The sequence below is a fragment of the Rothia sp. 110740021-2 genome, assembly GCF_054263775.1.
Map to the genome: position 1 here is coordinate 1 of NZ_JBSZFE010000003.1, position 25,200 is coordinate 25,200.

The 25,200-nt window shown below is 55.1% G+C and carries 23 protein-coding genes, 1 tRNA gene and 2 pseudogenes; 6 read left to right on the forward strand and 20 right to left on the reverse strand.

Annotation, left to right across the window (positions count from 1 at the left end; translation table 11 throughout):
* Positions 1 to 277: 277 nt before the first annotated feature.
* Positions 278 to 826 (forward strand): GTPase, encoded by a 549-nt coding sequence (locus ACUXHH_RS07290; RefSeq protein WP_458391146.1) that lies wholly within the window; start codon positions 278 to 280, stop codon positions 824 to 826.
* Positions 827 to 1,806: 980 nt separating this feature from the next.
* Positions 1,807 to 2,322 carry a hypothetical protein gene (locus tag ACUXHH_RS07295; RefSeq protein ID WP_314079198.1) on the forward strand — a complete coding sequence of 172 codons (516 nt, stop codon included), beginning with the start codon at positions 1,807 to 1,809 and terminating at the stop codon, positions 2,320 to 2,322.
* Between the two features lie 23 nt (positions 2,323 to 2,345).
* Here the strand turns inward: ACUXHH_RS07295 and ACUXHH_RS07300 are convergent, their stop codons facing one another.
* The gene (locus ACUXHH_RS07300; protein WP_458391147.1) at positions 2,346 to 2,978 is read right to left on the reverse strand and encodes a LysE/ArgO family amino acid transporter; all 633 of its coding nucleotides are present in this window, start codon (positions 2,976 to 2,978) and stop codon (positions 2,346 to 2,348) included.
* 203 nt (positions 2,979 to 3,181) lie between these two features.
* On the opposite strand from ACUXHH_RS07300, the gene ACUXHH_RS07305 reads away from it, so the two are divergent.
* Positions 3,182 to 4,099 carry a LysR family transcriptional regulator ArgP gene (locus ACUXHH_RS07305; RefSeq protein ID WP_458391148.1) on the forward strand — a complete coding sequence of 306 codons (918 nt, stop codon included), beginning with the start codon at positions 3,182 to 3,184 and terminating at the stop codon, positions 4,097 to 4,099.
* Between the two features lie 170 nt (positions 4,100 to 4,269).
* Here the strand turns inward: ACUXHH_RS07305 and ACUXHH_RS07310 are convergent, their stop codons facing one another.
* Positions 4,270 to 4,584, reverse strand: coding sequence for a cell division protein CrgA (locus tag ACUXHH_RS07310; protein ID WP_371569380.1), 315 nt, complete (start codon positions 4,582 to 4,584; stop codon positions 4,270 to 4,272).
* Between the two features lie 159 nt (positions 4,585 to 4,743).
* On the opposite strand from ACUXHH_RS07310, the gene ACUXHH_RS07315 reads away from it, so the two are divergent.
* Genes ACUXHH_RS07315 through ACUXHH_RS07325 form a run of 3 tightly spaced genes read left to right on the forward strand, consistent with a single transcriptional unit; the run spans position 4,744 to position 6,322 of the window.
* Positions 4,744 to 5,493, forward strand: a complete 750-nt coding sequence (locus tag ACUXHH_RS07315) for a class E sortase (protein WP_458391149.1) — start codon at positions 4,744 to 4,746, stop codon at positions 5,491 to 5,493.
* A 19-nt stretch (positions 5,494 to 5,512) separates the two neighbouring features.
* Complete coding sequence (locus tag ACUXHH_RS07320; protein ID WP_005507386.1) at positions 5,513 to 5,674, forward strand: hypothetical protein; 162 nt, start codon at positions 5,513 to 5,515, stop codon at positions 5,672 to 5,674.
* A gap of 15 nt (positions 5,675 to 5,689) precedes the next feature.
* Positions 5,690 to 6,322, forward strand: coding sequence for an aminodeoxychorismate/anthranilate synthase component II (locus tag ACUXHH_RS07325; protein ID WP_279741619.1), 633 nt, complete (start codon positions 5,690 to 5,692; stop codon positions 6,320 to 6,322).
* Between the two features lie 185 nt (positions 6,323 to 6,507).
* Here the strand turns inward: ACUXHH_RS07325 and pknB are convergent, their stop codons facing one another.
* From pknB to ACUXHH_RS07415, 18 genes and pseudogenes are all read right to left on the reverse strand, one after another.
* On the reverse strand, positions 6,508 to 8,544 hold the full coding sequence (pknB, locus tag ACUXHH_RS07330; RefSeq protein WP_458391150.1) for a Stk1 family PASTA domain-containing Ser/Thr kinase: 2,037 nt from the start codon (positions 8,542 to 8,544) through the stop codon (positions 6,508 to 6,510).
* A 47-nt stretch (positions 8,545 to 8,591) separates the two neighbouring features.
* The gene (locus ACUXHH_RS07335; RefSeq protein WP_279789654.1) at positions 8,592 to 10,337 is read right to left on the reverse strand and encodes a protein kinase domain-containing protein; all 1,746 of its coding nucleotides are present in this window, start codon (positions 10,335 to 10,337) and stop codon (positions 8,592 to 8,594) included.
* The gene (locus ACUXHH_RS07340; RefSeq protein WP_458391151.1) at positions 10,334 to 11,773 is read right to left on the reverse strand and encodes a peptidoglycan D,D-transpeptidase FtsI family protein; all 1,440 of its coding nucleotides are present in this window, start codon (positions 11,771 to 11,773) and stop codon (positions 10,334 to 10,336) included. The genes ACUXHH_RS07335 and ACUXHH_RS07340 overlap by 4 nt, the downstream gene beginning before the upstream one ends.
* Positions 11,766 to 13,226 (reverse strand): FtsW/RodA/SpoVE family cell cycle protein, encoded by a 1,461-nt coding sequence (locus ACUXHH_RS07345; RefSeq protein WP_279741613.1) that lies wholly within the window; start codon positions 13,224 to 13,226, stop codon positions 11,766 to 11,768. Before ACUXHH_RS07345 ends, ACUXHH_RS07340 begins: the two co-directional genes overlap by 8 nt.
* Positions 13,219 to 14,958: a PP2C family protein-serine/threonine phosphatase gene (locus tag ACUXHH_RS07350; protein WP_279789650.1), complete on the reverse strand. Its 1,740-nt coding sequence runs from the start codon at positions 14,956 to 14,958 to the stop codon at positions 13,219 to 13,221. Before ACUXHH_RS07350 ends, ACUXHH_RS07345 begins: the two co-directional genes overlap by 8 nt.
* A 3-nt stretch (positions 14,959 to 14,961) precedes the next feature.
* On the reverse strand, positions 14,962 to 15,426 hold the full coding sequence (locus ACUXHH_RS07355; RefSeq protein ID WP_279741610.1) for an FHA domain-containing protein FhaB/FipA: 465 nt from the start codon (positions 15,424 to 15,426) through the stop codon (positions 14,962 to 14,964).
* The gene (locus ACUXHH_RS07360; protein ID WP_279741609.1) at positions 15,426 to 16,289 is read right to left on the reverse strand and encodes a DUF3662 and FHA domain-containing protein; all 864 of its coding nucleotides are present in this window, start codon (positions 16,287 to 16,289) and stop codon (positions 15,426 to 15,428) included. The genes ACUXHH_RS07355 and ACUXHH_RS07360 overlap by 1 nt, the downstream gene beginning before the upstream one ends.
* A gap of 228 nt (positions 16,290 to 16,517) precedes the next feature.
* Positions 16,518 to 16,604, reverse strand: a tRNA-Leu gene (locus tag ACUXHH_RS07365).
* Between the two features lie 88 nt (positions 16,605 to 16,692).
* Positions 16,693 to 17,013, reverse strand: a complete 321-nt coding sequence (locus ACUXHH_RS07370; protein WP_458391152.1) for a PLDc N-terminal domain-containing protein — start codon at positions 17,011 to 17,013, stop codon at positions 16,693 to 16,695.
* A 186-nt stretch (positions 17,014 to 17,199) separates the two neighbouring features.
* The gene (locus ACUXHH_RS07375) at positions 17,200 to 18,762 is read right to left on the reverse strand and encodes an alanine/glycine:cation symporter family protein (protein WP_279741606.1); all 1,563 of its coding nucleotides are present in this window, start codon (positions 18,760 to 18,762) and stop codon (positions 17,200 to 17,202) included.
* Positions 18,763 to 19,100: 338 nt separating this feature from the next.
* Positions 19,101 to 19,871, reverse strand: a pseudogene (locus ACUXHH_RS07380) (amino acid--tRNA ligase-related protein).
* A 71-nt stretch (positions 19,872 to 19,942) separates the two neighbouring features.
* A pseudogene (locus ACUXHH_RS07385) lies at positions 19,943 to 20,107 on the reverse strand (amino acid--tRNA ligase-related protein); the annotation flags it as partial.
* Positions 20,058 to 20,345: a hypothetical protein gene (locus ACUXHH_RS07390; protein WP_458391153.1), complete on the reverse strand. Its 288-nt coding sequence runs from the start codon at positions 20,343 to 20,345 to the stop codon at positions 20,058 to 20,060. The pseudogene ACUXHH_RS07385 and the gene ACUXHH_RS07390, both read right to left, overlap by 50 nt.
* Before the next feature lie 234 nt (positions 20,346 to 20,579).
* Positions 20,580 to 21,002 (reverse strand): phosphatidylglycerol lysyltransferase domain-containing protein, encoded by a 423-nt coding sequence (locus tag ACUXHH_RS07395; RefSeq protein WP_279789645.1) that lies wholly within the window; start codon positions 21,000 to 21,002, stop codon positions 20,580 to 20,582.
* Positions 21,003 to 21,279: 277 nt separating this feature from the next.
* Positions 21,280 to 21,576, reverse strand: a complete 297-nt coding sequence (locus ACUXHH_RS07400) for a hypothetical protein (protein ID WP_279789643.1) — start codon at positions 21,574 to 21,576, stop codon at positions 21,280 to 21,282.
* 255 nt (positions 21,577 to 21,831) lie between these two features.
* Positions 21,832 to 23,184 (reverse strand): Na+/H+ antiporter NhaA, encoded by a 1,353-nt coding sequence (gene nhaA / locus ACUXHH_RS07405; RefSeq protein ID WP_279741599.1) that lies wholly within the window; start codon positions 23,182 to 23,184, stop codon positions 21,832 to 21,834.
* 232 nt (positions 23,185 to 23,416) lie between these two features.
* Positions 23,417 to 23,941 carry a ferritin gene (locus tag ACUXHH_RS07410; protein WP_279755202.1) on the reverse strand — a complete coding sequence of 175 codons (525 nt, stop codon included), beginning with the start codon at positions 23,939 to 23,941 and terminating at the stop codon, positions 23,417 to 23,419.
* A gap of 523 nt (positions 23,942 to 24,464) precedes the next feature.
* A complete protein-coding gene (locus ACUXHH_RS07415; RefSeq protein ID WP_279741595.1) occupies positions 24,465 to 25,016 on the reverse strand; it encodes a MarR family winged helix-turn-helix transcriptional regulator in 552 nt (183 codons plus the stop codon).
* Positions 25,017 to 25,200 lie beyond the last annotated feature (184 nt).

Consider the following 25,200-nt stretch of genomic DNA (forward strand, 5'->3'; position numbering starts at 1 on the left):
TGAAGACTCGTGGAGTTGACTGGTACTAATAGGCTGAAGGCTTACTTTTCAGGAAGTTGTTTGTTGTTTGCGTTCACTGTATGGTTTTTGGATAACAATTCAATAGGCAATAAAAAGAGCCCGCTTGCGTGGGCTCTTTTGCTTTAACAGCTAAAGCTAAAAAAGGGGCAGATCCATGCTGGTCTGCCCCTTTTTTTGTGCCCTCAGAGGCTTGTCTACGAAGCTTTGTCTACAAGAAAGAATGCTCTCCACAGACACACTGGGATAGAGTAGAACCATGCACTACCCCATGTTTTCCCACGCACCAGAGCCAGTCGATCAGCAGCGCCAACACAACGGTGAAGAACGAACGGCAGACCTCTACGTAGAGAGCACGCTGGAGCCTCACGAAGCCTGGGCAGCGCTGACCGAATACATCCATCTCTGGTGGCCCAGACAGCTCCTACAGAGCGAGGAGAGCCATATCGATCTCTCTACTGAGCTACTGCTCGAAGAGACCGCAGACGGGGATATAGTTCCTGTGGCACGTATTGTCCAATGCGAGAACGAAGACGTCCTCACGATCGCACCCTACCCGGGTACACACATGGGGCGACTCATGGGAGTAGCTGAAGAATCAGAAGAAAGCCTGAGCTTCATCCTGGATGCTCTAGCCCCGGAGACCGCAGAAGGACTGTTATCCCTGCTCGAAATTAGTAGCGGTACCTACACGGGTAGTGAAGACGAGGAGCTAGGTATCTACGAGGAACACGAAGAAGCAGCTGTGCTACTCATGGGTGCCTATAGCCGCTTTATTGGGGCAGAACTCCAGAAGGAAGAACTATAGGTACTCGCGAGTAAAAGAGAGCTCTCACCCTGTAGAGTGGTATGTCATGAGTACACAGGACCAGAACATCCCGCAGTAGAAGGACGCACGCCCTATCTGGGCGCGACTGCGTGCTAAAGCCACTGCAGAAGCGGTGCAATCTCAGCATTACACCACTCAGCACTACACTAGGGCCGACATGCTGAAGCAGAGTAATATATGGTTCCGTAAACAGGGTGCACCCCTCATCATTCCTGCATGTCAACGTGCTCTCGATGCGTTCCCACGCTCCGTGCCGTGGATCCTGTGGGCTGGCATCATGCACATCTGCTATATCTTCCTGCGCGACATTCTCCTCATGCTAGTAGAGGACGCGAATGGCTCCCTACCGGACTACATCAAAGCTCTCACAAGCGATAACGCCCTCAGAAACGAAGTACTCTCAATGATCGTACTCGGCGGGATTTTCCTCGTTATGCTGGTCATCTCCGGGGTGCTCATCGCTCTAACCCACAAGCTCATGGTCCGCACCCCACGATGGGCACAAACCACCCTGGGGTCTTTCAAAGTACTCGCAACCGGAATACTCTTCACCACAAGCGTCTTCGAAACCAATGCTCTTGAAGGTTTCGACTTAGTATACGACGGTGGCCAAGTCTTCCCGCTTATTGTTATCGGAATCTACCTCGCCATCTTCCTGGACGTAGATACTATACTCGGCTGGTCGCTCAAGCACGCCATCCACCAGCTTGCCTCTCTGCCGCCCATGATTGCGAAAGTACTGCCCGTGCTCATGGTGTCTGTACTCTTCATCTTCGTGAACGCAGACCTCTGGAAGCTTGCCAACAGACTCAGCTTCCCGCGCACCTGGGCGGTTCTGGGCCTCATGAGACTCTCGCCATGTTCGTGGTCGTTACGACCTCCCTGGAGCGCACAGCGCGCCTGCTGGGGCGCTACAGGGACGATGGACATTGCACACTTTAGCGACAGTGACTACGAGCATGCCGCAGCCCTCGAAGGCGAAATCTGGAACACCGCCCCAAGACTGGGTCGAAGAGAAGAAAATCCTCGAACCCCGACCCCTCAAAATCGCGCCCTGGAGCAACCTCATCATCATCCCCATGATTGGGCAGATTATCCAGGCGACCCTCTTCATGCTACTCGTCTTCGGATTCTTCATGGGATTCTTATCCATCGCCATCAGCGATATCACCATCGAATCCTGGATGACCGTCAAACCTGAACACCTCAAAATCCTCAGCGTAGACACCAATATCAACGCCGTTGTTATCAAGGTGTCCATGATCGTTGCTGTGTTCTCCGGGCTCAGCTTCGTTGCAACCACCAGTAGCGACGAAAAGTACGCCCGAAGCTTCCTCAAGCCCATGATTGAGCGGATTAAGCACATCCTGATCATTCGTGATATCTACTTGGGTCTGCTCATCATGCCGAAAAACGATGTGCTCTTACCCTTCGAAGAGGAGAAGAGCACCAAAAAAGAGGTTGGCAAAGTATAAAGAACCAGGTCAGGGGGTAAAAGCTAATGGGTAGATAGGTTCAACGTCAGCAGGTTGAACACCAGGTACGCCATCAGAAGAGCCGTCGCACCGTCCAAAAAACGCCACGCTGAAGGGCGCGCAAAGAGCGGACGCAACAGACGCGAACCATACCCCAGCATAAAAAACCAGATCAGGCTACCGCAGCAACAGCCCAGGTAGTACCACCAACGGCCAGGATCGCCCTGAGCATTCGCCAGTGACCCCAAAAGAATAGTTGTATCCAGCCACGCCAGCGGATTCAAATATGTCACCGCCGCCGTGGTCAGCATAGCCGCCTTCAACGACTGAGAATTACCCTCGGCATCATCGACCACGATGGAGTGCGGAGTAAACACGCGGCGGCCAGCCTCAAAACCAAACCACGCCAAAAATGCTGCACCCACATAACGGAATACCTCAATAAACCACGGCGCCGCATCCAATAGAGCGCCCAGGCCCACAACGCCCAAGCCAATCATCAGAGCATCCGACAGAATGCAGAAAATAATAATCGGGGTAATATGCCGCCCCAAAATACCCTGACGCAGCACATAAGTTCCCTGGGCGCCAATAGCCGCCACCAAAGAAATCGTGGTATTAGCACCCAGAAACAGCAGGGACAGGGAAGTGGACATTGTGAAACTTTCTATGTCGATAAAACGGTACGGGCTTTGTGGATATTGCGGGTGGTGGCTCCTTCTAATACCAGCTTGCCAGGCGAAAGCTCGTGATGCAGGGATAAAGTGCGTTAGCGGAAGTGTGAAGTGCCAGAGACGAGAATACGCGAAAAAGGACCCTAAATCTATCTAAATATTTTCACATTGCGTAAGATATTCTTATGACACGTTTCAGTACCGACCAGCTCACCACCTTCGCCACCGTCATCGAATACGGCACCTTCGACGCGGCGGCAGATATCCTGCGAGTGAGCCCCTCCGCCATCTCCCAACGCATCAAAGCTATGGAGCAGATTGCCGGAAAGGTCCTGCTACGCCGAAGTAACCCCGTCACCCCTACCGACGCCGGACAAAGCGTGCTACGCATCGCCCGGCAGAGCGCATTCCTACAGCAAGAAATGGAACGCGAGCTCATGGGTGCCGGTGGCTTCCAGAGCGTCTCCATTGCCGTCAACGCTGACTCACTCGCCACCTGGTTCATCGACGCCGTAGGAACCCTCAGCCGCGAAGACAGCATCTTCTGTGATCTGCGACGAGAAGGCGAATTCCACTCATCCGCCATGCTCCGATCCGGAGAAGTCATGGCAGTCATCACTTCTAAGCCCGAAAAAATCCCCGGCTGCTCCGTCGAAACCCTCGGCGTGGCACGCTACTGGTGCGTTGCCACCCCCGACTACGTACAGCGTTATCTACCCGGTTGGCCCAAGACCATGAGCCGCGAAGAGCTCAATCGTGCCCCCGTTGTCGAATATGACCGTAAAGACTTTGTGCAGGATATAGCACGAGCCCTCATTGAAAAAGAGGTAGGTCTGGAGGCCGAAGAAACCTTCATCCAAAGTCCCACCATCTATATTCCCTCATCTCCGGACTATGCACGTGCCGTCAGCTCCGGTATTGCCTGGGGCCTCATTCCTGAGGCGCAATGCGCCGAAGAACTGGAAAGTGGACACCTCGTGAAGCTCGCCACAACCCCTGTAGAATTCCCTCTCTACTGGCAGCGCTGGAACATCAACTCGCCCGTCATGGAGACCGTAACCAGGCGCGTCCACGAAGCGGCACGAGGCGACCTAATCTACTAAAGGGTTCCTTGGTTCATGATGCTAAACTTAACCCAAAATATTAAAAATATAAGTCTGACTAGATTATATGTTTATATAAGAATATAAGAACCGGGTAATAAAACTCTCAATACCCCAAGACACATACAGAGGCGGCTACCCCACACGGGACGGCCGCCTCTATATAAGATCTAACGCCAGCGAGTCATCATCAGCATGCTCGCCATCATGGCGCCCACACCAACACTCACATTCCACATACCCATATCAGGAATCGGAAACAGGCCCTGCGTAATGTAGAAAACAATAATCCACAGAATGCCCACCGCCAACAGCGAGAACATAATCACGCGGTACCACAACGGAGTCTGCTCCTTCAGCTGCGTACCGCTCTCCATCTCACGAGCAATCTCACGCAGGCGCAGCTCGCTCGCATCCTTCACCTCAGACTTGGCAGACTTCTGAGACTTCTTTTTGGACGATGCCTTAGCCGACTTGGTCGACATACTTCCTCCGCTTATTGTTGTATGGGTAACCTAAAAAATTATGTTCATACCTATCTTTGCAGACTTACGGGATGATTTCACCTTCTCCATGCGTTGAGAGATAAGGAAAGCCATTTGGCACCCAAGAACATACACAACCCAAAGGACAAAGGAGAACGCATGAGCCAAGGAACGGCACCCACCGCAGAGCGCCGCCCCCGCACTGTGCTGCGCTGGATTATCCAGATTACAGGCGAACTCCTTATCACCGTCGGTTTGCTGCTACTGCTCTTCGTCGCATGGCAGCTCTGGTGGACCAACATCGACGCTGACCGCACCCAATCCCAAGCCGTCAGCACCCTCGTCCAGGAATTTGACTCCACACCCGCCGAACCCCTACCCAACTGGGATCCCAACACCCCTCCCGCAGGTCTGAGTGAACCCGGCCACGGTGAAGTCTTCGGCATCGTCTACATCCCCAAGTTCGGATCCGACTACCAGCGCCCCGCCACCCAGGGCACCAGCTCCGACGTGCTCGACTCCCTCGGACTCGGCCATTACGAAGGAAGCGCCATGCCCGGACAGATTGGCAACTTCTCCCTCGCAGGCCACCGCCAAACCCGCGGTAAAGTCCTCAACGACATTGACCTGCTCACCGAAGGCGACCACATCTACGTGCGCACCAAAGACGGCTACTACACCTACACCGTCTACAGCCACGAAATCGTGCAGCCCGACCAGGTAGAAGTTATCGAACCCGTCCCCGGACAGCCCGGTGTAGCACCCACCGAGCGCCTTCTGACGCTCACCACCTGCCACCCGCGCTACGGTGACACCGAACGATACATTGTCCACGCCCGCCTTGAATCCTGGCGGCCCGCCGCAGCCGGAGCGCCCGCAGAAATTGCCGCCTCCGTCGCAGGATCCTAAAAACAGAGAGGAAAAGCAGATGTATGCATGGATTTTCCGTCACCTCCCCGGCCCCCTGTGGGTTCGCATCATCATCGCTATTGTGCTGATACTCGCCGTAGTCTACCTGCTCATGGAATTCGTCTTCCCCCACTTCGCAGAGTACGGCCCCTTCAACTTGAACGTCACCATCAACCATTAGTGCTAAGGACGTGCCATGACCCGCATCCTTGTCATCGACAACTACGACAGTTTCGTCTTCACTCTCGTCGGCTACATTCAGCAGCTCGGCGCTGAAACCACCGTCATCCGTAATGACGAATATGAACTTGACGCCGTCATCAAGCTCGCCGAAGAACACGACGGCGTGCTCGTCTCCCCGGGCCCCGGCGCCCCTGCAGAAGCAGGCGTTATCATTGACACTATTCGCTGGGCAGCTGAAGCGAAGAAACCTCTATTGGGTGTATGCCTTGGCCACCAAGCCATCGCGGAGGCATTCGGTGGCACCGTTACCCATGCTCCCGAACTCATGCACGGCAAGACCTCCCGCCTCGTGCACGAGAACGTCTCCGTATTCAAAGATGTGCCCAACCCCTTCACCGCGACCCGCTATCACTCCCTGGCAGTCGTACCCGAAACCATGCACGAGATCCTGGAAACCACCTCCACCACCGACAACGGCATCATTATGGGTCTGCGCCACCGCGAAGCCCCCATGCACGGGGTGCAGTTCCATCCTGAATCGGTCCTGACCGAAAGCGGATACCTCATGCTCGGCAACTGGCTCGAAGAAACCGGCCTGCAGGGAGCCGCAGAGCGCGCTAAGAGCCTCTCACCCCTCATGGCTTAGTAAAGCCGCCCTCAACTGTTTATATCGCCTCTAGAAGCCCCGTAGTAGACATACTATAGGGAAACTGGAGGCGATAACTTTACCCCCACACACTTCCTAACCCGAAGCCATGTATACAAAAAGGGGCGGCACCCCACACCGTTTGGTGTGGAGTGCCGCCCCTTTTGGTTAGTCGTTAGAACCCCTTAGCGGGTATTCGCATTAGTGTTATTAGCGTTGTTCGCATTGGCGTTCGCGTTATTGCTCTGAATCGTACGGGTAGATGCAGAAGCAGAAGCAGAAGCAGTCGGTGCCACAGGCGCCGAAGCCGAACCTGAAGGACGGTTATTTGCTGCTGCAGCAGTCGGAGTAGCTGCTGCAGCAGTCGGAGTAGCAGCCACACGGATCGTCACCGTGCTGTTCTGAGCTACCAGAGTACCCGCTGCAGAGCTCTGCGAAAGCACAGTGCCCGCAGGACGCTCGTTAGTCTGAACAGTCTCAATGTTAGTGTTCAGTAGAACATCCTGAGCGGTCAGAGCAGCAATCGCCTGGTCCTTGGTCAGACCCACCAACGAGGGGACCTTCACCTTACCGGAGGACAGGACGATGTTTACGGTGCTACCAGCCTCAACGGTCTGAACACCCTTATCATCGGTCGAGCCCTTCTCCGGCGAAAGCTCCACAACCATACCCGCAGGAACAGAAGCGCTCTCCACGGTGGTAACACGGCCATCCACCAGTCCCAGGTCCTTCAGAGTGTTACGGACATACGCCTCACTCTGACCTTGTAGGTTACCCGGTAGCTTAACCTTCTCCGGACCGTTCGAAACAGTCACAATAACGGTTGAGCCCTTATCAACCTTAGAACCAACACCCGGCTCAACGCTGATAACGTCACCCTTCTTGATGTTGTCCGAGTAGCCCTGACGGTACTCCAGCACGAAGCCCAGGTTACGCAGCTGATTCTCGGCATCATCTCGTGAAACATTTACCACAGCCGGAACTGAAACCTGCGGAACCTCATTGAGCTTGTTCTGGTAGTACAGCACTGAGCCGACGCTGAAAACCAACAGAGCCGCAATCAGAGTACCCACGAGGAAACGAACCCACGCACGCTTACGCGGTGAAGACTCATCGTATTCCGCGTATTCCTCATCATCGTACAGCTCCTCATCGTCTTCATACTCGAAGAAGCCGTTGAGGCCGCCGTCTTCCACCGAAGCCTCAGTAATCGAGGTGGTGTACGGGGCGTAATCCTCACCTAAGGAAGCAGTAGCCGCCGAAGGAACAAAAGCAGTAGTCATTGCTGCATCCTGAACCACGGTCTCTTCACCCGGGCGAACAACCGAAACTAGAGCCTGAGCGAACTCAGCTGCGCTCTGATAACGCTCATCTGGGTTCTTTGCCAGACCCTTCAGAATGATGGCATCCAGACCCGCCGGAACCTCAAGCGGAGTGAACTTGCTCGGAGGCTCAGGAGCGTCAGAGAGATGCTTAGCCGCCAGGTCAACATTCGACTCAGCATCGAACGGAGAATGACCAGCAATCATCTCGTAAATCACACAAGCAGCAGAGTACAAATCGCTGCGTGCATCAACATTCTTGCCACTGACCTGCTCAGGGGACATGTAGCGTGCGCTACCCATCACCACGTTAGCCTTGGTTAGGGCCTCGCCAGCCTCCTCGATGGCACGGGAAATACCGAAATCCATGACCTTAATCTGGCCAGGCTGACCCTTAGCGATATCCTCGCTAGTGCGGTCCAGCACCATTATATTTGCGGGCTTAATATCGCGGTGAATAATGCCCATTGAGTGGCTGTACTGTAAAGCACCCAGCAACTGCTCGGAATAACCCAAAGCATCACGGACCGGCGGGTGACCGCCACGGGACAGGATGGAACGCAGCGTATGACCCTCCACGTACTCCATCACAATATAAGGAATAGCGGGGCCCTCTTCCGAAGAAGCAGACTCCTTACCATCCTGAGAGGGGTTATACGAACCGGTGTCATAGACAGCAACAATCGCAGGATTGTTCAGAGACGCCACCGCCTCCGCCTCACGCTTAAAGCGTGCGCGGAACGTATCGTCCTGGGCCTGCTCCGGGCGCAGAATTTTAAGCGCAACCTTGCGGCCGAGGCGAGTATCCTCAGCAGCATAAACGGTTGCCATTGCACCGGTACCGATTACCTCGAGTACCTTGTAACGGTTATCAACCGTGTCGGGAACCGACAGGTCCATAAGTTCTCCTGGATCACTAAGACTAAAACTAAATCAAAATGTAGGGGCTAACGCGCCGACGCAGAAGCCGACGCAGACCGTGAAGCCGAAGCGCTTGCACTAGATCCCCTACCCGAGCTGGAAGAGGCCACATACATGTCTACATTACTACCAACCGTAACCTTGGTGCCAGACGACGGGGTAGTACGAAGCACCGTACCGGGAGCTGCAGTGTCCGAATTCTCATAATGCAGAGAAACATTCACACCCAAAGCAGCAACAGCCTTCGATGCCTCATCCACGTTCTTACCCTCAAGGTTCGACGGCAAAGTCACCGACTTCGGACCGGTCGAATAGCGAACAGTCACGCTATTACCCTGATCCAAAGTACCCGTCGGAGAAACCGAAATCACCGTGTTCTCCGGCTGAGTCGACTCAATGCCCTCAGTCTTGGGAGACAAACCCAGATTCTTCAGCTCGTTCACCGCATCCTGCAGTTCGCGACCCTCATAGTTAATCGCATTGACAGTCACCTTCTGCTTTGCGCCAGAGGCAGAAGCAGAATCAGTTGGCTCCACCGTAGAAACGGTACCCGTGTTCGTCGGAACAACAGACGAAGAAGCGCTCGGAACCGAATCAGTCGAACCGCCACCATTATTAGAAGAAAGGACCGTCCAAATACCACCAATAATCAGCACAATTGCCAGCAGCAGAGCAACCCACATCCACACGTTCGGACCACGCTTCGCTGCAGGAGCAGGAGTAGACTTCACACGACCAGACATGGGGCGCATCGTCTGCTCACTCGTACGAGGAATTGGCGCCGTCGTCGGCTCCGGCGAGAAACGACCGCCAGAACCGAAACGCGGAGTAGAAGAAGCGCTAATCGGTTCAGCCGCAACATCCATAGCGGTCATTGCGATAGTAGCGTCATCAGCGTTCTCCTCAGCCAAGAACTGAGCCAGAGAAGGAACAGCCTTCACCGCAGCCTTCAGGTCGCGGCGACGAATCGCATCGACTGCAGACGCCAGAGCGGTCGCATCCTTAGGACGCTGAGCCGGGTCCTTCGCCAAAAGACACATAATCAGTGCACGAGCAGGACCCGGGATGGTCTCCGGAAGCGGCGGCGGCGGATCATTCACCTGAGCCAACGCAATCGCAATCTGCGACTCACCCGTAAACGGACGGCGACCCACCAGGCACTCATAACCAATAATGCCCAACGAGTACATATCCGAAGAGGGGGTAGCTGCCTGACCGGTCGCCTGCTCCGGTGCCAAATACTGGGCGGTACCCATTACCTGGCCGGTAGCCGTCAACGGCACCTGATTAGCCAGACGAGCAATACCGAAATCGGTCACCTTCACACGATTATCCGGAGTGATGATAAGGTTACCGGGCTTTACGTCACGATGCACCAGGCCCTGCGAATGAGCCGCAGCCAGCGCACGAGCAGTCTGAGCAATGAAGTTCAGAATACGATCAGGCGGCAGAGTAGTCTCATGCTCGATGATGCTAGAGAGCGGGTTCCCCGGCACCAGCTCCATGACCAGGTACGCAGAGTTGTCCTCCTCACCGTAGTCGAAAACATTCGCTACGCCGGGGTGGTTCAATAGCGCCGTATTACGGGCCTCAGCGCGGAAACGCTCCAAGAAGCCCGGGTCACCGGTGTACTCCTCCTTGAGGATCTTGACCGCAACGATGCGTCCAAGCACCTTGTCGCGAGCTTTCCACACCTCACCCATACCGCCAATTGCGATACGTTCGGTTAGGGTGTAGCGCCCGCCCAAAGTGATATCAGCCGCAGGCCTCACTTGTTCAACACCGCCTCAAAGAGTTGCTTACTAGTACTGGTTGCCAGTTGGGCACCGGTCGCCACGTCAATATCCTCGTAGACCACAGCAATCGCAATCTGAGGATCATCAGCCGGCGCGAAACCGGTAAACCAAGAATTATTCAAACCTGCCGTAGTCTCCGCGGTACCGGTCTTACCCGCCACCTTCACACCGGAGACACCAGCATTACGTGCAATACCATTATCAACCGCATTCACCATCCACTGCTTCACCTGGTTAGCAATTTCAGGGCTAGTGGACGTACGCAGCTTCTCAGGAGAGAACTCCTGCAAAGTGCTCAGGTTGCTGGTCTTCACCGAACGAATCAGGTTCGGCTTCATCTGCACGCCGCCATTCGCAATCGCCGCAGAAGTCATCGCCACCTGCAACGGAGTGGTCTTCACGTCGTACTGACCAATCGCTGACTGAGCCAGCTGGCTCTGCGTCAGATTCGACGGGAAAGACGATTTAGAAACCGTCAAAGGAATCTTCAAATCCTGGCCGTAACCAAAATTCTCAGCGGTCTTCGCGATACGCTCCTGACCCAGGTCCATCGCAATCTGCGCAAACGGCGTATTGCAGGACTGAGCCAAAGCCCACTCAATCGTCGCCTGAGTGCGGGTCGAACACTGACCGCCCGTATAGTTCGGCAGGGTAATGTTCGTGCCCGGCAGCGGCAACTGCGCGGGGTTCGCAATGACCGAAGATGCGTTGTACTTGCCGGACTCCAGCGCCGCCACCGCATCAATAATCTTGAAGGGCGAACCCGGCGAATAGGTGTTACCCGCAATCGCACGGTTAAACAGGGGGCTGTCCTCATCAGAAGTCAGTGCCTGATAATTCGCCAAAACCGAAGAGCTCGTATGAGCCGACAGAAGATTCGGATTATAGGACGGCGAAGAAGCCATCGCCAGAATCTCACCGGTCTTCGGGTTCATTGCCACCACAGCGCCCTTACGGCCCTGCAGAGCGCTATACGCAATATCTTGAAGCTTCGAATTAATCGTCAGCTCCACGCTAGCGCCCTGCGTAGAAGAACCACTAAACAGCTGCGCCACACGGTCATAGAACTGGCTGTCGCTCGTGCCGGCAAGTTCCTTATCCAGTGCAGCTTCCAGGCCCGTCGCGCCATAAATCGTGGAGAAATAACCCGTCAGAGCCGCATACTTAAGCGGGTGGTTATACACACGCTGGTAGTTGTACTCATCGTCGGATTTCACCGACGAAGCAATCTCCGTACCATCAACCACGATCGAACCGCGTGCCGAACCGTAATTGTCGTAGAGCGCTCGAGAATTCCACTGATTATTCATCAGAGTCTTCGAATCGAAGAACTGAATATAGCTGAGGGTACCCATCAGCAGAACAAACACGCACGCGGCAGACATCCACATGCGGCGAATAGCCCTATCCATTCTTCTCACCTCCAGAATCCTTAGCCGTAATACGCGCCAGAACGCTAGTAGCACCCTCCGGCTCGTAGCTAGTGTCCGCATGGTCAATACCCTGCGGAGCATCATAACCAGCCACCAGGTGAGGTGCGCGGGCACTATGAGAAATAGACAACCATAGCGCCACAATTATCCAGTTAGCCACCAACGAGGAGCCACCGGCTGACATAAACGGAGTTGTCAGACCAGTCAGCGGGATCAAGCGAGTCACGCCGCCAATCACCACGAACAGCTGCAGAACCATAACTGTGGACAGGCCAGCAGCCAGCAGCTTACCGAAACCATCACGAGTACCCAACGCTGCGCGGTAACCACGCGAAACCAAGAGCATGAACATCATCAGGATGGCGCCCAGACCCACCAAGCCCAGCTCCTCACCCAAGGAGGAAATAATCATGTCTGAGTTAGCGTACGGGACGAGGTTCGCTCGGCCCTGACCCCAACCGCGGCCAAAAAGACCGCCATAAGCCAGACCAAAAACGCCCTGCAGAATCTGACCCGAACCACCAGGAGACGCCTGGTAAATCTCTGGATCAAAAGCGTGGACCCACGCATAAATACGAGCGTGCACATGCGAGACATAGTGGTATGCAAAATAGCCACCCACAGCCATACCGATACCCGCAATCACCAGCCACGAAATACGACCGGTCGACAGGTACAACATCGCCATGAACAAGCCAAAGAACATGATGGCCGAACCAAGGTCCTTTTGGAACACCAGAACACCCAGGCTCACTATCCACGCCAAGAACACCGGCGCCAAATCACGCAGACGCGGCAGATTGATAGGACCGATGCGGCGGCCCGCCACCAGAATCAGGTCACGGTGCGTAGCTAAATATCCGGCGAAGAAAATCGCCAGCGTAATCTTCGCAACCTCACCCGGCTGGAACGTGCGGTTACCGATATGGATCCAAATACGAGCACCGTTGAGCTCCATACCCAGACCCGGAACCAACGGCATGATGAGCAGAATCATCGACAGCACCAGCGAGGTATACGTGACCTTACGCAACACGCGGTAATCTCTGAGCACGAACACAATAATCGCGCACAGCACCATAGACACGCCGGTCCACATCAGCTGACCATCACCCACCGGAGCCGCGATCTGCGGATCCAGACGATAAATCATGGTCAAACCGATACCGTTCAGAGCCACCACCAGCGGCAGAATAAACGGATCAGCATAACGCGCGCGGAACTGCATGACCAGGTGAATCAGAAGAGCACCAGTACCCAGCACCACCGTGCACGGCAGCCACTGGCTCTTTGATGTATCAAAAGCGTGCTCCGGATCAATCAGGTACATACCGAAAGAGCCAACACCCACCGCCAAAACCAGTAGGAAAAGCTCCGTAAAACGGCGTGCCCGAGGCACATCCGACTCACGACGGAACGAGAACTTAGCCATTAGACACACCACCTTCAGCGGCCTGCTCAGAAGCCTGCTCAGGTGCTACAGGAGCCGCGGAAGTCGGATTGGTGCTCGGAACCACCACAGAAGCAGACGGCGACATAGACGCAGAAGCGGAAGCAACAGCCTGCTCCGCTTTCTCACGAGACTGGTCCGCCTGAGTCTTCAAACGAGTCACAATCTGATGTGCATCCTCCAGGTCCTTGGCCGTAATTGCATTACGTAACAAAGAACGAGTATGATCACTTAGCTCACTCGTCTGAATATCAGTATTCTCCACCACGTGAGAAAGACGAATCGGACCCAATGCGTGCGGAATACCGTTGTACACCGCAACCGTGCCATCACTCTCACCCACATAGTAGCTACGCTCCACATAGCGCAGACCGGTCCACGCAGCTAGCGTCAAAATAGCGGCAATCAGCAGGGTAATGAACAGGCGAATCGACCAAGACCGCGGGCGAGAATGCTCCACAGTATCCTCAGCGATCAATTCCTCCAGCTCATCTGGCAGGGTCGCCTCATCAGACTCGACCTTCAACGGCACACGCTGAGCCACCGTCGCACGATGCTCCAGGGTACGAGAAGTAACCGCCGGAATCATGCCGGTCTCAGTAGCCACCGAAGCGGCACCAACCAGCTGATGCGGGCGGGAACCCAACTCGCTACGCAAAATCGCAGCATTCGTAAGAGCCGCATCCACGGCATTATCGTACGTGCCGATATAGTGACGTACGGCCCCAGAACCACTGTGCAACAGGGTTCCAGAGAAGTCACGAGCACGACGGAAACGATGCAATGAGCGGGGAAGAAAATCATCTGAGTCATCGTCATTGCCTGCGCTCAAAAGGGCTTCAGTAGCCTCAACCGTGGTAGCTGCCTCGGGAAGCTTCTGAGTGTTCGTGCTAACTTCCTGCTCCACCACAATCGAATCAGGCAGAGCAGACTCAGGCAGGCTCGAAGGACCCACCGGCTCATCCACCGGCAGAACCTCACGGTCAATCACCTGCAGAGACACAACCGTGACGTTATCCGGAGCGCCGCGCTCTAACGTCATCGCAATCAGAATGTCAGCAATCTCAGACAGGTCATCGGTAGAACGCATCACCTGCTCAATCTCCGACAGGGACACCACAGCATCCAAACCGTCTGAAGAGAGCACCCAGCGCTCGCCTGGAACAGCGTCCAGAGTCTTCAACTCCAGCTCAGGGGACGCGTCAACATCACCCAGAACGCGCATAATCACGTTCTTATGAGGGTGGTTCTCCGCCTCCTGCGGGGTAATACGACCCTCATTGAGCAGACGCTGCACAAATGTATGGTCAGTAGAAATCTGCTCAAACTCGCCGTCAGCACCCGAACGCAGACGATACGCACGCGAATCACCAATATGGGCGAACTCAATGCAATCACCATCAATCAGCAGAGCAGTACAGGTTGTACCCATACCCGCCAGCTGAGGGTCATTAGCTGCCAGCTCATTAATAATCAGGTTCGCGCTCTGAATCTCATCAGCCAGATAAACGCTACCGGTACCATCCTCAAAGTCAGGATGGTCAAGTGGAGTCAAATTCAAAACCGTCGTAGCCGACGCAACATCGCCGCCCACGTGACCGCCCATACCATCAGCAACCACAGCAAGGAAACGACCACCGTAGCCGGAGTCATCATTCTTCGAGCGTTTCAGACCCGTATCAGAGCGGGCCTCAAAACGAAAAGCGATCTTCATACACTAGCCCCTCAACTGCATGGTGGTACCGCCAACGCGGAAATCATCACCGGGCTCAATCGCGGTCGCACGAGTCAGACGCTCGCTATTGACGAACGTGCCATTAGTAGAATTCAAATCCTCCAGGAACCAGCGGGAACCCTGAGGAAACAGACGCGCATGGCGGCCAGAGGCGTAATCATCCTGCAGAGACACCTCAATGTCATTAGCGCGACCAATAATAATCGGGTGATCACCCAGCTGCATCATCGCGCCAGCCTGCACCCCCGTAGTAATCACAAGCTGCGAAGGACGAGCCGGCGGAGGCGCAATATGGGTAGCCTCCGGAACCGCATTAACCGGCGCTGCACGATAGTTCTTACCCAAACCAAGGTCACGGCGAGCAGCCGAAACCACCAGGAAAACAAAGAACCAGATGAGCGCCAGAAAAGCGTAACGAAGGATAGTAACAGTCAGTTCGGACGCCATTAACGGGCACCTCCGGTCGAACTATGGAAAATGATGCGGGTATTACCCATGCGAAGCAGTGAACCGTTCGCCAGCATCACGGGTGCACGTAAAGGCGCCCCATTAATCAGCGTGCCATTAGTAGAACCCATATCGGAGGCGACCACCGCACCACCCTGCATCGAAAGCTGCAGGTGACGGCGAGAAACGCCCTTATCATCCAGACGAAGATCAGCATCAGAACCGCGGCCCAGCACAAATGGCAGACGATCCACCGGGTGCATGCGACCCTCAATCTCCAAGAAGAAACGGGGAATACCCGCTGCAGGGGGCGGTACAGGCATGCTTGGGCGACCCACAGGAGTCTGCAACTGTGCAGGCTGCGGGGGCTGAGGCGGCTGAGCAGCCGGCTTCGTAATGCGGGTCGGCAAAGAAGACTCACGCGGCGGACGCACCGGTGCATAGTTAGTAGCACCACGCAAAGACGGGGATGCCGGAGCCTCCGGCACAGAGAACGGCTCGAAGGTCGCAACAACCTCAAACTCGCCCTCAGAGAGAGAATCAAGAACGTTGAACGTCACGCGAACTGCACCAATCAGGGTGTAACCCTGCGCGCGGGCGTGCGAAATTGCCAAATCGCACAGCTCAACAGCGAACGGGTTGCCCCACTCGCGTAGGCGAGGGAAATCAACCGGTGCGAAACGGAGAGTATAGACATTAGGAGCCATAGTGCGGCCACTGCCGTCCACATAGGACTCGTCATCCATCATGATACGGACGCGGTTAGCAACATCCGCCTTCGCAAAGGTGCCGAAGCCCTTGGAAAGGCCGACAGTGCGACCGATGCCTTGCTCCAGCTTTCCCAGCTTGTCGAAAAACTTCATGCCGCCTCCTTCTCAACGACCATTCCGAGGAACAGACCGCGCAAACGGTCTTTATCCGAAAGGCTTAGTTTAACGAGCGTGTCTGTGCGTTAGCTGTGTGCCCTGTGAAAGAACACACCCGATTCTATTTTAGGTGATGCACTCGCGATCGCTCTGGAACCCCGTCATTTAGCGGGGAAATGGTTATGGATATGAAAAAATCCCCGGTTCTTTCGAACCGGGGATCGTTGGTGCGCGAGGGGGGAGTTGAACCCCCACGCCCTCACGGGCACACGGACCTGAACCGTGCGCGTCTGCCTATTCCGCCACTCGCGCATGTGTCTCACGGTGTATCACCGTAGGCAACACATAAAACTATACGGACTGCATGCGGTACTGTCCAATTGAGTGAGTGTGACCTTTATTACTTTAAGGTGGTGGAGGGTTCAGAGGGAGCCTCCGAGGCGCGATCGGACACTCCATCGGAAGCAGCCTCAGAACCCTGCTCCCGCGCCATACGCTCGTGTTCAGCATGTTCCCGGTCAATACGTTCCAAACGCGCACGCAACAACCACGTCACCGGACCCACATACGGCAGGCACAACACCAGCAAAAGCCACTTCAACTTCTGCACCTCAGAAAAATATAGATTCCGATGAATCGTCACCAAGCACAGTAGCGCCAACGCAATACCAGCCAGAAACACGATGGTGACCACCAGCTCCAGTACAGTATTCCAAGCCATAAGTCCTCCTAACATCCTCCCTAAGCATACAGAGCCATGAGGAGCCCCCAGGCCCTCAGAACAGTCCGAGGAGGCGCGCAGAGCCCACCCTGATGGGTGCCTCATATACGCCTCAGGTACACAAAAAGGGTCCACCCCGCACACAGCAGGACGGACCCTCCATAAAGCCTATACGAGGCTTATAAACTAGCGCTTAGCCTTCTTGGCCTTCTTAGCAGCACGACGCTCAGCAGTCTTCGCGTCATACTCAGCCCAGAACTCACGGGTAGTCACCTCATCGGTGCCATCCCACGCCGCAAGATTCTTCAACTCAGGCATATCCGAAGCCTTAAAAATCGGCTCCAAACCAGCCTTACGCTGAGCCTCATAGTTCTTCAACACCGCAACAACCTGCGGAGTCATCAACAGAACCGCCGTCAAGTTCACAATCACCATGCCGGCATTCAGCATATCCGCGGTAGTCCATACCAGATCCAGTGAAGAAATTGCACCGAAGAACACGAACACCAGAACTAGCACGCGGAAAATATTCATCGGCAGCTTACGCTCAGTCACGAAACGTATATTCGACTCACCGTAGTAGTAGTTACCAATCACAGTGGAGAACGCAAACATGAAAATCGCAATCGTCAAGAAGTGAACCGCCCAGTCACCGAGCTGCATAGCCAGCGCCGACTGAGTCAGCGACGCACCACGAGAACGATCACCATAGGTCGGGTTCGATAGCAGAACAATAAACGCAGTCACAGTACACGCCATCATCGTGTCAAAGTAAACACCCAGAGTCTGCACATAACCCTGCTTAGCCGGGTGAGAAATAGTAGCGGTCGCACCAGCGTTCGGAGCAGTACCCATACCCGCCTCGTTAGTCAGCAGACCACGCTTCATACCCCAAATTACGGCACCCATCGCGCCACCGGTTACGAACTCCTTAATGCCGAAAGCACCCTGGAAAATCATCAGCAGCATATTCGGAACCTCAGTGATGTTCAGTAGAACAACCAGTAGGCCCAGCAACAGATACAGCACCGCCATAATCGGAACCAGCCACTCAGTCACCGAAGAAATCGCGCGAATACCACCGAAAATAATAGCCCCAGTCAGCGCCACCATAATCAGACCAATAGTGATTCGGAAGCCCATCGAATTAGTACCCGAAACATCAATGTTGAACGAGTTCGCCGTAGCATCCACCACAGCATTCGTCTGAACCGCCACAAACACAAACGCATAAGTGACCACAATGAACGCCACGAAGATGTAACCCATCCAACGAGCATTCAAACCGCGCTTCATGTAGTACGCCGGACCACCAATATAGGAATCCTTACCGCGCTCCTTGTATAGCTGACCCAGAAGGGACTCCGCGAAAGCAGAAGCTGCACCAACAGCAGCAATAACCCACATCCAGAACACAGCACCCGGGCCGCCCATAGCAATAGCCAGAGCAACACCCGCAACAGTACCGGTACCCACACGAGAAGCCGCCGAAACAGTAAACGCACGGAACGAAGAAATACTCTTCTTGCCGTCAGCCTCACGAGCAACCGGGTCACCCAAGACACGAATCATTTCCTTAATGGAACGCCATTGCACGCCGCGAGTACGAATTGTAATGTACAGACCAGCCGCAATCAGAGCGTAGTAGAGGAAATTACTCCACATCCAGTTCTGCACAGCATCCACGGAGGAAGTTAGCCCTGCAGTATGCGTATTAATATCCCCGATGATATTCAGAAGAAAATCCACTCGGTACTCCAATCTTGAAAGCAAAAAGCCCGCACGCTCAAACCCGGAAGAGGGACAACGTGTGGGTTACATTGCTGGGTGGTGCGGACTCACGCCGCGCAGCGGAGTCAAATATACTCCGCATAATTAGTCACCTCATTGTGGGATGCGCAACCCTCACGGAGCAACTTAAAAAAGGGGTCAAACGCAAAATGTAACGAATACTTAATATACGGGCAGAGTAAATATAGGCTCCGTGAGGGTTCCACCAATACTAGTGGGGTGGGCGCAAAAAGCCCGGCACAAGGCGCAAAACCTCGCACCGGGCTTAGCGAATAAACGGGGGGTATCGGCCGGGACTATGAACACTCAGGCTTCACAAACGGGAACGACAATACCCCACGAATCTGCGTCTGAGCCAACAGCATCACCAAACGGTTCACACCCAGACCCAAACCACCCGTCGGCGGCATACCCGTCTCCAAGGCGTACAGGAAATCCTCATCCACCTCCATCGCCTCCAGGTCACCCGCAGCCGCCTTCAACGACTGTTCCGTCAGGTGCTCACGCTGCACCAGAGGATCCGCCAATTTGGAATATTCACAGCCTATCTCCATGCCATTGATCACCAAATCCCAACGCTCCGCCAAACCCGGAACACTACGATGCGGTGCCGCAAGCAGACTCGTCTCCGCAGGGAAATCCGTATAGAACGTCGGCTCCACTGTATGCGCCTCAACCAGCTCACCATACAGCTCCTCAACGATGGCTCCCGGACCCGTACCCTCATGAACACGCACACCGTGCTGCTGCGCTAAAGCCAGCAACTCCTCAAAATCTGTCTGCACATCCACACGGCGACCCAGTGCCTCCGACAGGGCATCACACACCGACACCACATGCCACGGACCCGACACATCAGATACCGTGTGCTCGCTCGAAGCCTTATGACCCAGTGGCAACGACACCGAACCAAACACCGCCTGTGCGGCATCCTTAATCAGATGCTCCATCAACTACCGCATCTGCACATAATCCGCATACGGATGATACGACTCAAGCACCGTAAACTCCGGATTATGGGTCGCATCAGCACCCTCATTACGGAAATCACGACCCAGCTCATACACCGGACCGCTACGCCCACCACCAGACGCTTCAGATACAGTTCTGGCGCAATACGCAGCGTCAAATCCTCACCATAGGCATTGATATACGTGCGGAAAGGATGCGCGCTCGCACCACCGTGCACCGTATGCAGAATCGGGGTCTCCACCTCAAGGAAACCCTCCGCATCCAAACGGGCACGTAACGCCTTAATCACCGCAGTGCGCAGGCGCAGATTCTGAATCTGATCTGGATGCACCAACAGGTCCGTGGAACGGGCGACGCAGACGCGCCTCGGGGTCAGTAAAGGAGTCAAAGGGGATGGGGTGCAGACTCTTCGACGCCATATGCCAGGTGGAGGCAATCAGCGATTCAGTGCCGTTACGGCTCGCCCCGTAGGTGCCCCGCACGGTGATGATGTCGCCCGTATCCAGGTTGCGGGAGGCGAGGCTTAGCAAACGCTCGCCCACCAAGCTACGCTCTATGACAACCTGCATGGTTTCACCCTCTTCAACAAGGGTTACAAAGAGGACTCCGCTGTGCTTACAAAGCGTGCGAACACGACCGGAAACAATAAATTCTGAATCTGGAATATTTATAGAAGAGAATATACGCAGGGCATTTTGGACACCCAACACAAATACACTAGTACCGCCCTTATCACCACCCAGCGGATACGGCTCCATGCCCGCTGCGCGTAGCGCCTCCAAGTGGCGCAGACGATGCTGAGTCTAATCGCTACGCGACACTTCAGGAAGCTCTTCCACAGTAGCGAGTTGCATCTGGTGAAGAGCATCCAACTCACCTGTAGAAAGAACCTGCTTCTGATCCTGTAAACGGCGTGCCGACAGATTCGGTAAAAAGCCCTCCGCCATGCCCGCAGCAAACATAACATTCACCATCGCCAACGTCGGCTCCGTCGCCAAAAAATGAGGAACCCACAACGGGGCAAACTTCAGATTGAAATGATACAGACGCGACGCCGAAATACCCTCCGCAACCTGCTGATGCTGCTGCTCATCCAGCTCCGTAAAGCGACGTATCAGCGCTGTATACCCGCCACGGCGCACACGCTGAACCGCCTGACGCACCAGTAACATCGATGTGTCATTGAGCGTGAGACGATCCGTCTCAAGGACCGCCTCCTCACCCATCTGAATAATCGATAGACCCGCACGGTTAATAGGCGCGCGCCAGCCTCGCTGATGCTCAGCGCCGCAACCAGCGAAGCACTGTAACCGAAAGAGGCCAAGAAACCCACCACATCAGCAGACCAAACACCGGGATGGGTACGCTCAATACCCATACCGTGCATCAGCAACTCCCACGGGCAACCGAACGCAACGGTTCCCACACACCAATACGGCAGAGATACCAGAGCACCAAAATGGTCAGCAGAATACCGCCGGCTGCCGTAGCAGCCGCACCCGCTCACGAGAGGCGACCAATGCGTGCCGGGAACGCCGAACGAATCGAAAAAAGGAACGGCACCAGCGCACACGCAAACACGATGGAGCGCATGTTGACCGTTGAGGAGAAAATACGCTCCTTAGGCATAATCCTCGCGGGGAACACCAGTGTAAAAGCGCTATGGGTCGCAATCAGCGCGCCCAGCAGCTGAAAAACGATGATGGCAATGAGGGCAGCGCGCTTGCGCACAATCAGCCCAGAAACCAGCACAATCATCGTAATAGCACTGGGCAGAGTGTGAGTGGATGGGATATTCAACAGGTCTGCGGTGACTTCCCACCAGGTGAAGCCTCAACCGTGTCGCAGCGGAGAGATAATCCACGCAAACGTGGTCAGAAGCGCGGCAAAAGAATACACCCCAATGACCACGCGTGCTGATATCTCTGCATACCTTGAGGGAGGCACGGGTGCCTGCCCTACTCGTTCTGTACGGCGACGTGAGGTAGCGCGGTAAGACATCATGATCAGCGGGTCATTGGGGTGTAAGAAGGTTCTGGACCTTAGGATTTCTTGCTAGGCTTCAGTCTTCGGGTCACGGTAGGTGCCTTCGAAGACGTCGGGGATGCCGTTGTCGTCAGCGTCCAAGGTTTCCTTCTCGGCTAGGGCGCGGTAGTGCTTGTTACGGCGAGATAGGATAGCCGCGCCCACAATGGCAGCCAGAACAGAGCCGACAAGAATCGCAATCTTTGCATCCTCGGTGTGCGGGGAGCCATGCGGGAAGGATAGCTCAGCCACCAGCAGGGACACGGTGAAACCGATACCAGCGGTTGCAGCCAGACCGACCACGTCAATCCAGGCGACATCCGGATCGAGGTTAGCGTTCTTGAAGCGAGTTACGAGCCAGGTGGTGCCGAAAATACCGATGGTCTTACCGGCAACCAGCGCAACCATAATGCCGACCGCCACGGAGTCGGTGAGGGCGCGTCCGAGGCCTTCAAAACCGCCCACAGCCACACCCGCGCTGAAGAACGCGAAGATGGGTACGCAGATGCCGGTAGAGAGGGGACGGAAGCGGTGCTCCAGCACCTCCGCAAGACCGTGCTCAGCCTCGGCTGCCTTAGAGCGAGCGGACATCTTCACCGGCACCAGGAAGCCCAGAACCACACCAGAAATGGTCGCGTGAATACCGGACTCAAGGAAGAGCGCCCAGGTGATAATACCCAGGGGCAGAAGCAGCAGCCAGGCAGCCAGTGGCTTTAGGTGCAAGATGGTCTCACCACGGTAGGCAATGAACGCGAAAAGGGCGAGGGGAATCAGTGCGAAGAGCAGGTACTCGCCGTGGAAGTTATTGGTGTAGAAGATTGCGATAATGCAGATTGCAATCAGGTCGTCGACCACAGCCAGGGTCAGCAGGAAGACACGCATCGCCGAGGGTAGGAAGGTGCCCACAGCGGCGAGAACGGACACCGCAAACGCAATATCGGTTGCGGTGGGGATAGCCCAACCGTGCAGAGCGGTGGGGTTACCGAGGTTAAAGGCCGTGTAGATAATTGCGGGCACCACAACGCCACCGAAAGCAGCCGCAATCGGCACAATAGCGGTGGACGGTGACTTGAGGTCACCGGTCACGAATTCTTTCTTCAGCTCCAGACCGGTGAGGAAGAAGAAGACTACGAGCAGACCGTCTGCTGCCCAGGTACCGAGGCTCATCTGCAGGTGGTTGAAGCCGGGGATGACCGGGCCAACAACGGTGTCTCGCAGACCAAAGTAGAAGGTGGATGCGGGGGTGTTGGCAAGTACTACTGCCAGCACCGTCGCAATCAACAGTACGGTACCACCGACGGATTCTGCACGCAGAATATCGGCTACGCGGCGTGAGTTGCTATATGAGCCGCGGCTGAGGGTATCTGGATTGGTGTGAGTCATTCTCTCCTCTTTCTGCCGCGATATTATGCGGCATCTAAGGCTTTTAAGTTTACTCTGCGCTGTATGAGTATTCGAGTAGCTTCTGGCGGCTTTTAGCTCCTGGACGGTGCACCGCGGTGTGCTTTCATAGCGTATATGTATAAGCGTTCCGCCCTCGCCGCGTGGTGCGGTGAGGGCGGAACGCTTAGTATTCTGCGTGTTCGACTAGTGCTCTAGTCGCGCGAATGCGAGATTATGCGCCTGCGATGGCGGGTGCTCCGGACTCCTGGCCGTGGTCGTCTGACAGCTCGCGTGCGACGTAGTTTTCGAGGTCGAAGAGGTTGCCGTTGGCGCGCTTTACGACGGTTACAAGGGTTTCCATGGTGGCGACTTCCTCGACCTGCTCCTTGAGGAACCAGAGGATGAACTGTTCGCCCAGTGCGTAGTTCTCAGCGCGTGCTGCGGAGAACAGTGCCTCGATCTGACCGGTGACGACCTTCTCCTGTGCCAGGGACATGTCAACGATTTCCTGAACGTTCTCGAAGTCGTTCTTGACAGCGGGAACAGCGGGGATCTCGACCTTGTGGCCGCGGTCCAGCTTGTACTGAACCATCATGAGTGCGTGCTCGCGCTCTTCGAGGGACTGCTGGTAGAAGAACTTAGCCAGCTGGGGCAGGTCCTCACCGTCGAGCCAGATAGCCATGGACAGGTACTGGTGAGATGCTGCGAACTCGTGACCAATCTGTTCGCTCAGCAGGTCGTAGAAAGACTTAGACATATGGTTTCTCCTTATATGGTGATTGCTTCTGAGTGCCGGATGGCGCGGTGCAACCTGTTGATATTTATCGTACGGGGTGCTCTGTTGCGTGTACAGAGAGAAAAGGCTAATCGGTGGGGTAGATGAGGTACCCCTGACATATTGTCGCCATAACCCTTAGTGTGGGTAACCTGAATACCTCCTTGGGGATGGGTGGTATTGGGCGTGTTTCCTTGAGATTTCGCGGTTTAAAGCCGCATGAGATACCCCAATATCCCGCATGCATACATGGTGCCCCTGTGCCCGGTAGCCGATCATTCGATATTTCAAAGCGGTACGTGATACCGCAAAAATTTTTTAAAATTCTTCGCAGATAGCGGTACCCCAGGCGACTTGAGGCGGTTTTTAGGGGCTGCGCGTGCCATGGTTCTCGCGCTTCCACGGGGCTGTTAAAGAGATAAGGCTCGTTCCCGGTGGGGAATATGCCTTATCTCTGATTTTCTCAACTCTTACCAGGGGCCGATCTTACCCAGAGCGGAGGAGGTTATTCGGCGGGGTAGTCTCCGCGCTTTAGTGCGTCAATCGAGATGATGTTTGAAGGGGTGTTACCGAGGACCGACTCGCCAATTTCTGCAAGGTGCTCAACCTGCTCGGTCGTAAGGTGGTCGAAAATCTGGCGGCGGACTTCATGTACGTGGCTGGGTGCTACCTCCCGCACCTTCTGCTCGCCTGCGGGGAGCAGGTGGCAGATGCTGACACGGCGGTCTTCTGTACTGAGAGAGCGACGGACGTAGCCGCCCTTCTCCAATCGTGCCACGACGCGGGAGAGGCGGGCGGGGAGGGTATTGGTAGTAATTGCCAGCTCGGTCATGGTCAGGGAATGATCCCTAGACTCGGAGAGCATTGCGAGTACCATGTATTCAACAAAGCTAATGCCAGCCTCGGTTTGTAGCTGATTCTCTAGCTTGCGTGTGAGGGTGAAGATGATGGAGCTGATAAAGAGCCAGCCTTCTCGCTCTTGCGGGGAGAGCCATTGGGTGGATTCGCTGTGTGCGGTATTTTCGGACCGCTGCGCAGATGTGGTTGGTGTGGACACGGGATCGTTCCTCTTTTATCGGATATGGGGCTCCCTTATAGGGGGAGGTGTGGTGTGCTGGCACCCATTGTAGCGAAAGGTATGGCCGGTAACCCTAAATTGGTGCGGTCAAGTAATGGTTGACACTTTAGTGCTAATTTTTTGAAGGGTGCTAGGGGTATCTTTTTTGCACGCGGCGGTTGCA

Excerpts from the sequence above, each read along its gene's own strand:
- ACUXHH_RS07290 (WP_458391146.1), top strand. The coding sequence starts at position 278 with ATGCACTACCCCATGTTTTCCCACGCACCAGAGCCAGTCGATCAGCAG.
- ACUXHH_RS07295 (WP_314079198.1), top strand. The coding sequence starts at position 1,807 with ATGCCGCAGCCCTCGAAGGCGAAATCTGGAACACCGCCCCAAGACTGG.
- ACUXHH_RS07300 (WP_458391147.1), bottom strand. The coding sequence starts at position 2,978 with ATGTCCACTTCCCTGTCCCTGCTGTTTCTGGGTGCTAATACCACGATT.
- ACUXHH_RS07305 (WP_458391148.1), top strand. The coding sequence starts at position 3,182 with ATGACACGTTTCAGTACCGACCAGCTCACCACCTTCGCCACCGTCATC.
- ACUXHH_RS07310 (WP_371569380.1), bottom strand. The coding sequence starts at position 4,584 with ATGTCGACCAAGTCGGCTAAGGCATCGTCCAAAAAGAAGTCTCAGAAG.
- ACUXHH_RS07315 (WP_458391149.1), top strand. The coding sequence starts at position 4,744 with ATGAGCCAAGGAACGGCACCCACCGCAGAGCGCCGCCCCCGCACTGTG.
- ACUXHH_RS07320 (WP_005507386.1), top strand. The coding sequence starts at position 5,513 with ATGTATGCATGGATTTTCCGTCACCTCCCCGGCCCCCTGTGGGTTCGC.
- ACUXHH_RS07325 (WP_279741619.1), top strand. The coding sequence starts at position 5,690 with ATGACCCGCATCCTTGTCATCGACAACTACGACAGTTTCGTCTTCACT.
- pknB (WP_458391150.1), bottom strand. The coding sequence starts at position 8,544 with ATGGACCTGTCGGTTCCCGACACGGTTGATAACCGTTACAAGGTACTC.
- ACUXHH_RS07340 (WP_458391151.1), bottom strand. The coding sequence starts at position 11,773 with ATGGATAGGGCTATTCGCCGCATGTGGATGTCTGCCGCGTGCGTGTTT.
- ACUXHH_RS07345 (WP_279741613.1), bottom strand. The coding sequence starts at position 13,226 with ATGGCTAAGTTCTCGTTCCGTCGTGAGTCGGATGTGCCTCGGGCACGC.
- ACUXHH_RS07350 (WP_279789650.1), bottom strand. The coding sequence starts at position 14,958 with ATGAAGATCGCTTTTCGTTTTGAGGCCCGCTCTGATACGGGTCTGAAA.
- ACUXHH_RS07355 (WP_279741610.1), bottom strand. The coding sequence starts at position 15,426 with ATGGCGTCCGAACTGACTGTTACTATCCTTCGTTACGCTTTTCTGGCG.
- ACUXHH_RS07360 (WP_279741609.1), bottom strand. The coding sequence starts at position 16,289 with ATGAAGTTTTTCGACAAGCTGGGAAAGCTGGAGCAAGGCATCGGTCGC.
- ACUXHH_RS07370 (WP_458391152.1), bottom strand. The coding sequence starts at position 17,013 with ATGGCTTGGAATACTGTACTGGAGCTGGTGGTCACCATCGTGTTTCTG.
- ACUXHH_RS07390 (WP_458391153.1), bottom strand. The coding sequence starts at position 20,345 with ATGCAGGTTGTCATAGAGCGTAGCTTGGTGGGCGAGCGTTTGCTAAGC.
- ACUXHH_RS07395 (WP_279789645.1), bottom strand. The coding sequence starts at position 21,002 with ATGGGTGAGGAGGCGGTCCTTGAGACGGATCGTCTCACGCTCAATGAC.
- nhaA (WP_279741599.1), bottom strand. The coding sequence starts at position 23,184 with ATGACTCACACCAATCCAGATACCCTCAGCCGCGGCTCATATAGCAAC.
- ACUXHH_RS07410 (WP_279755202.1), bottom strand. The coding sequence starts at position 23,941 with ATGTCTAAGTCTTTCTACGACCTGCTGAGCGAACAGATTGGTCACGAG.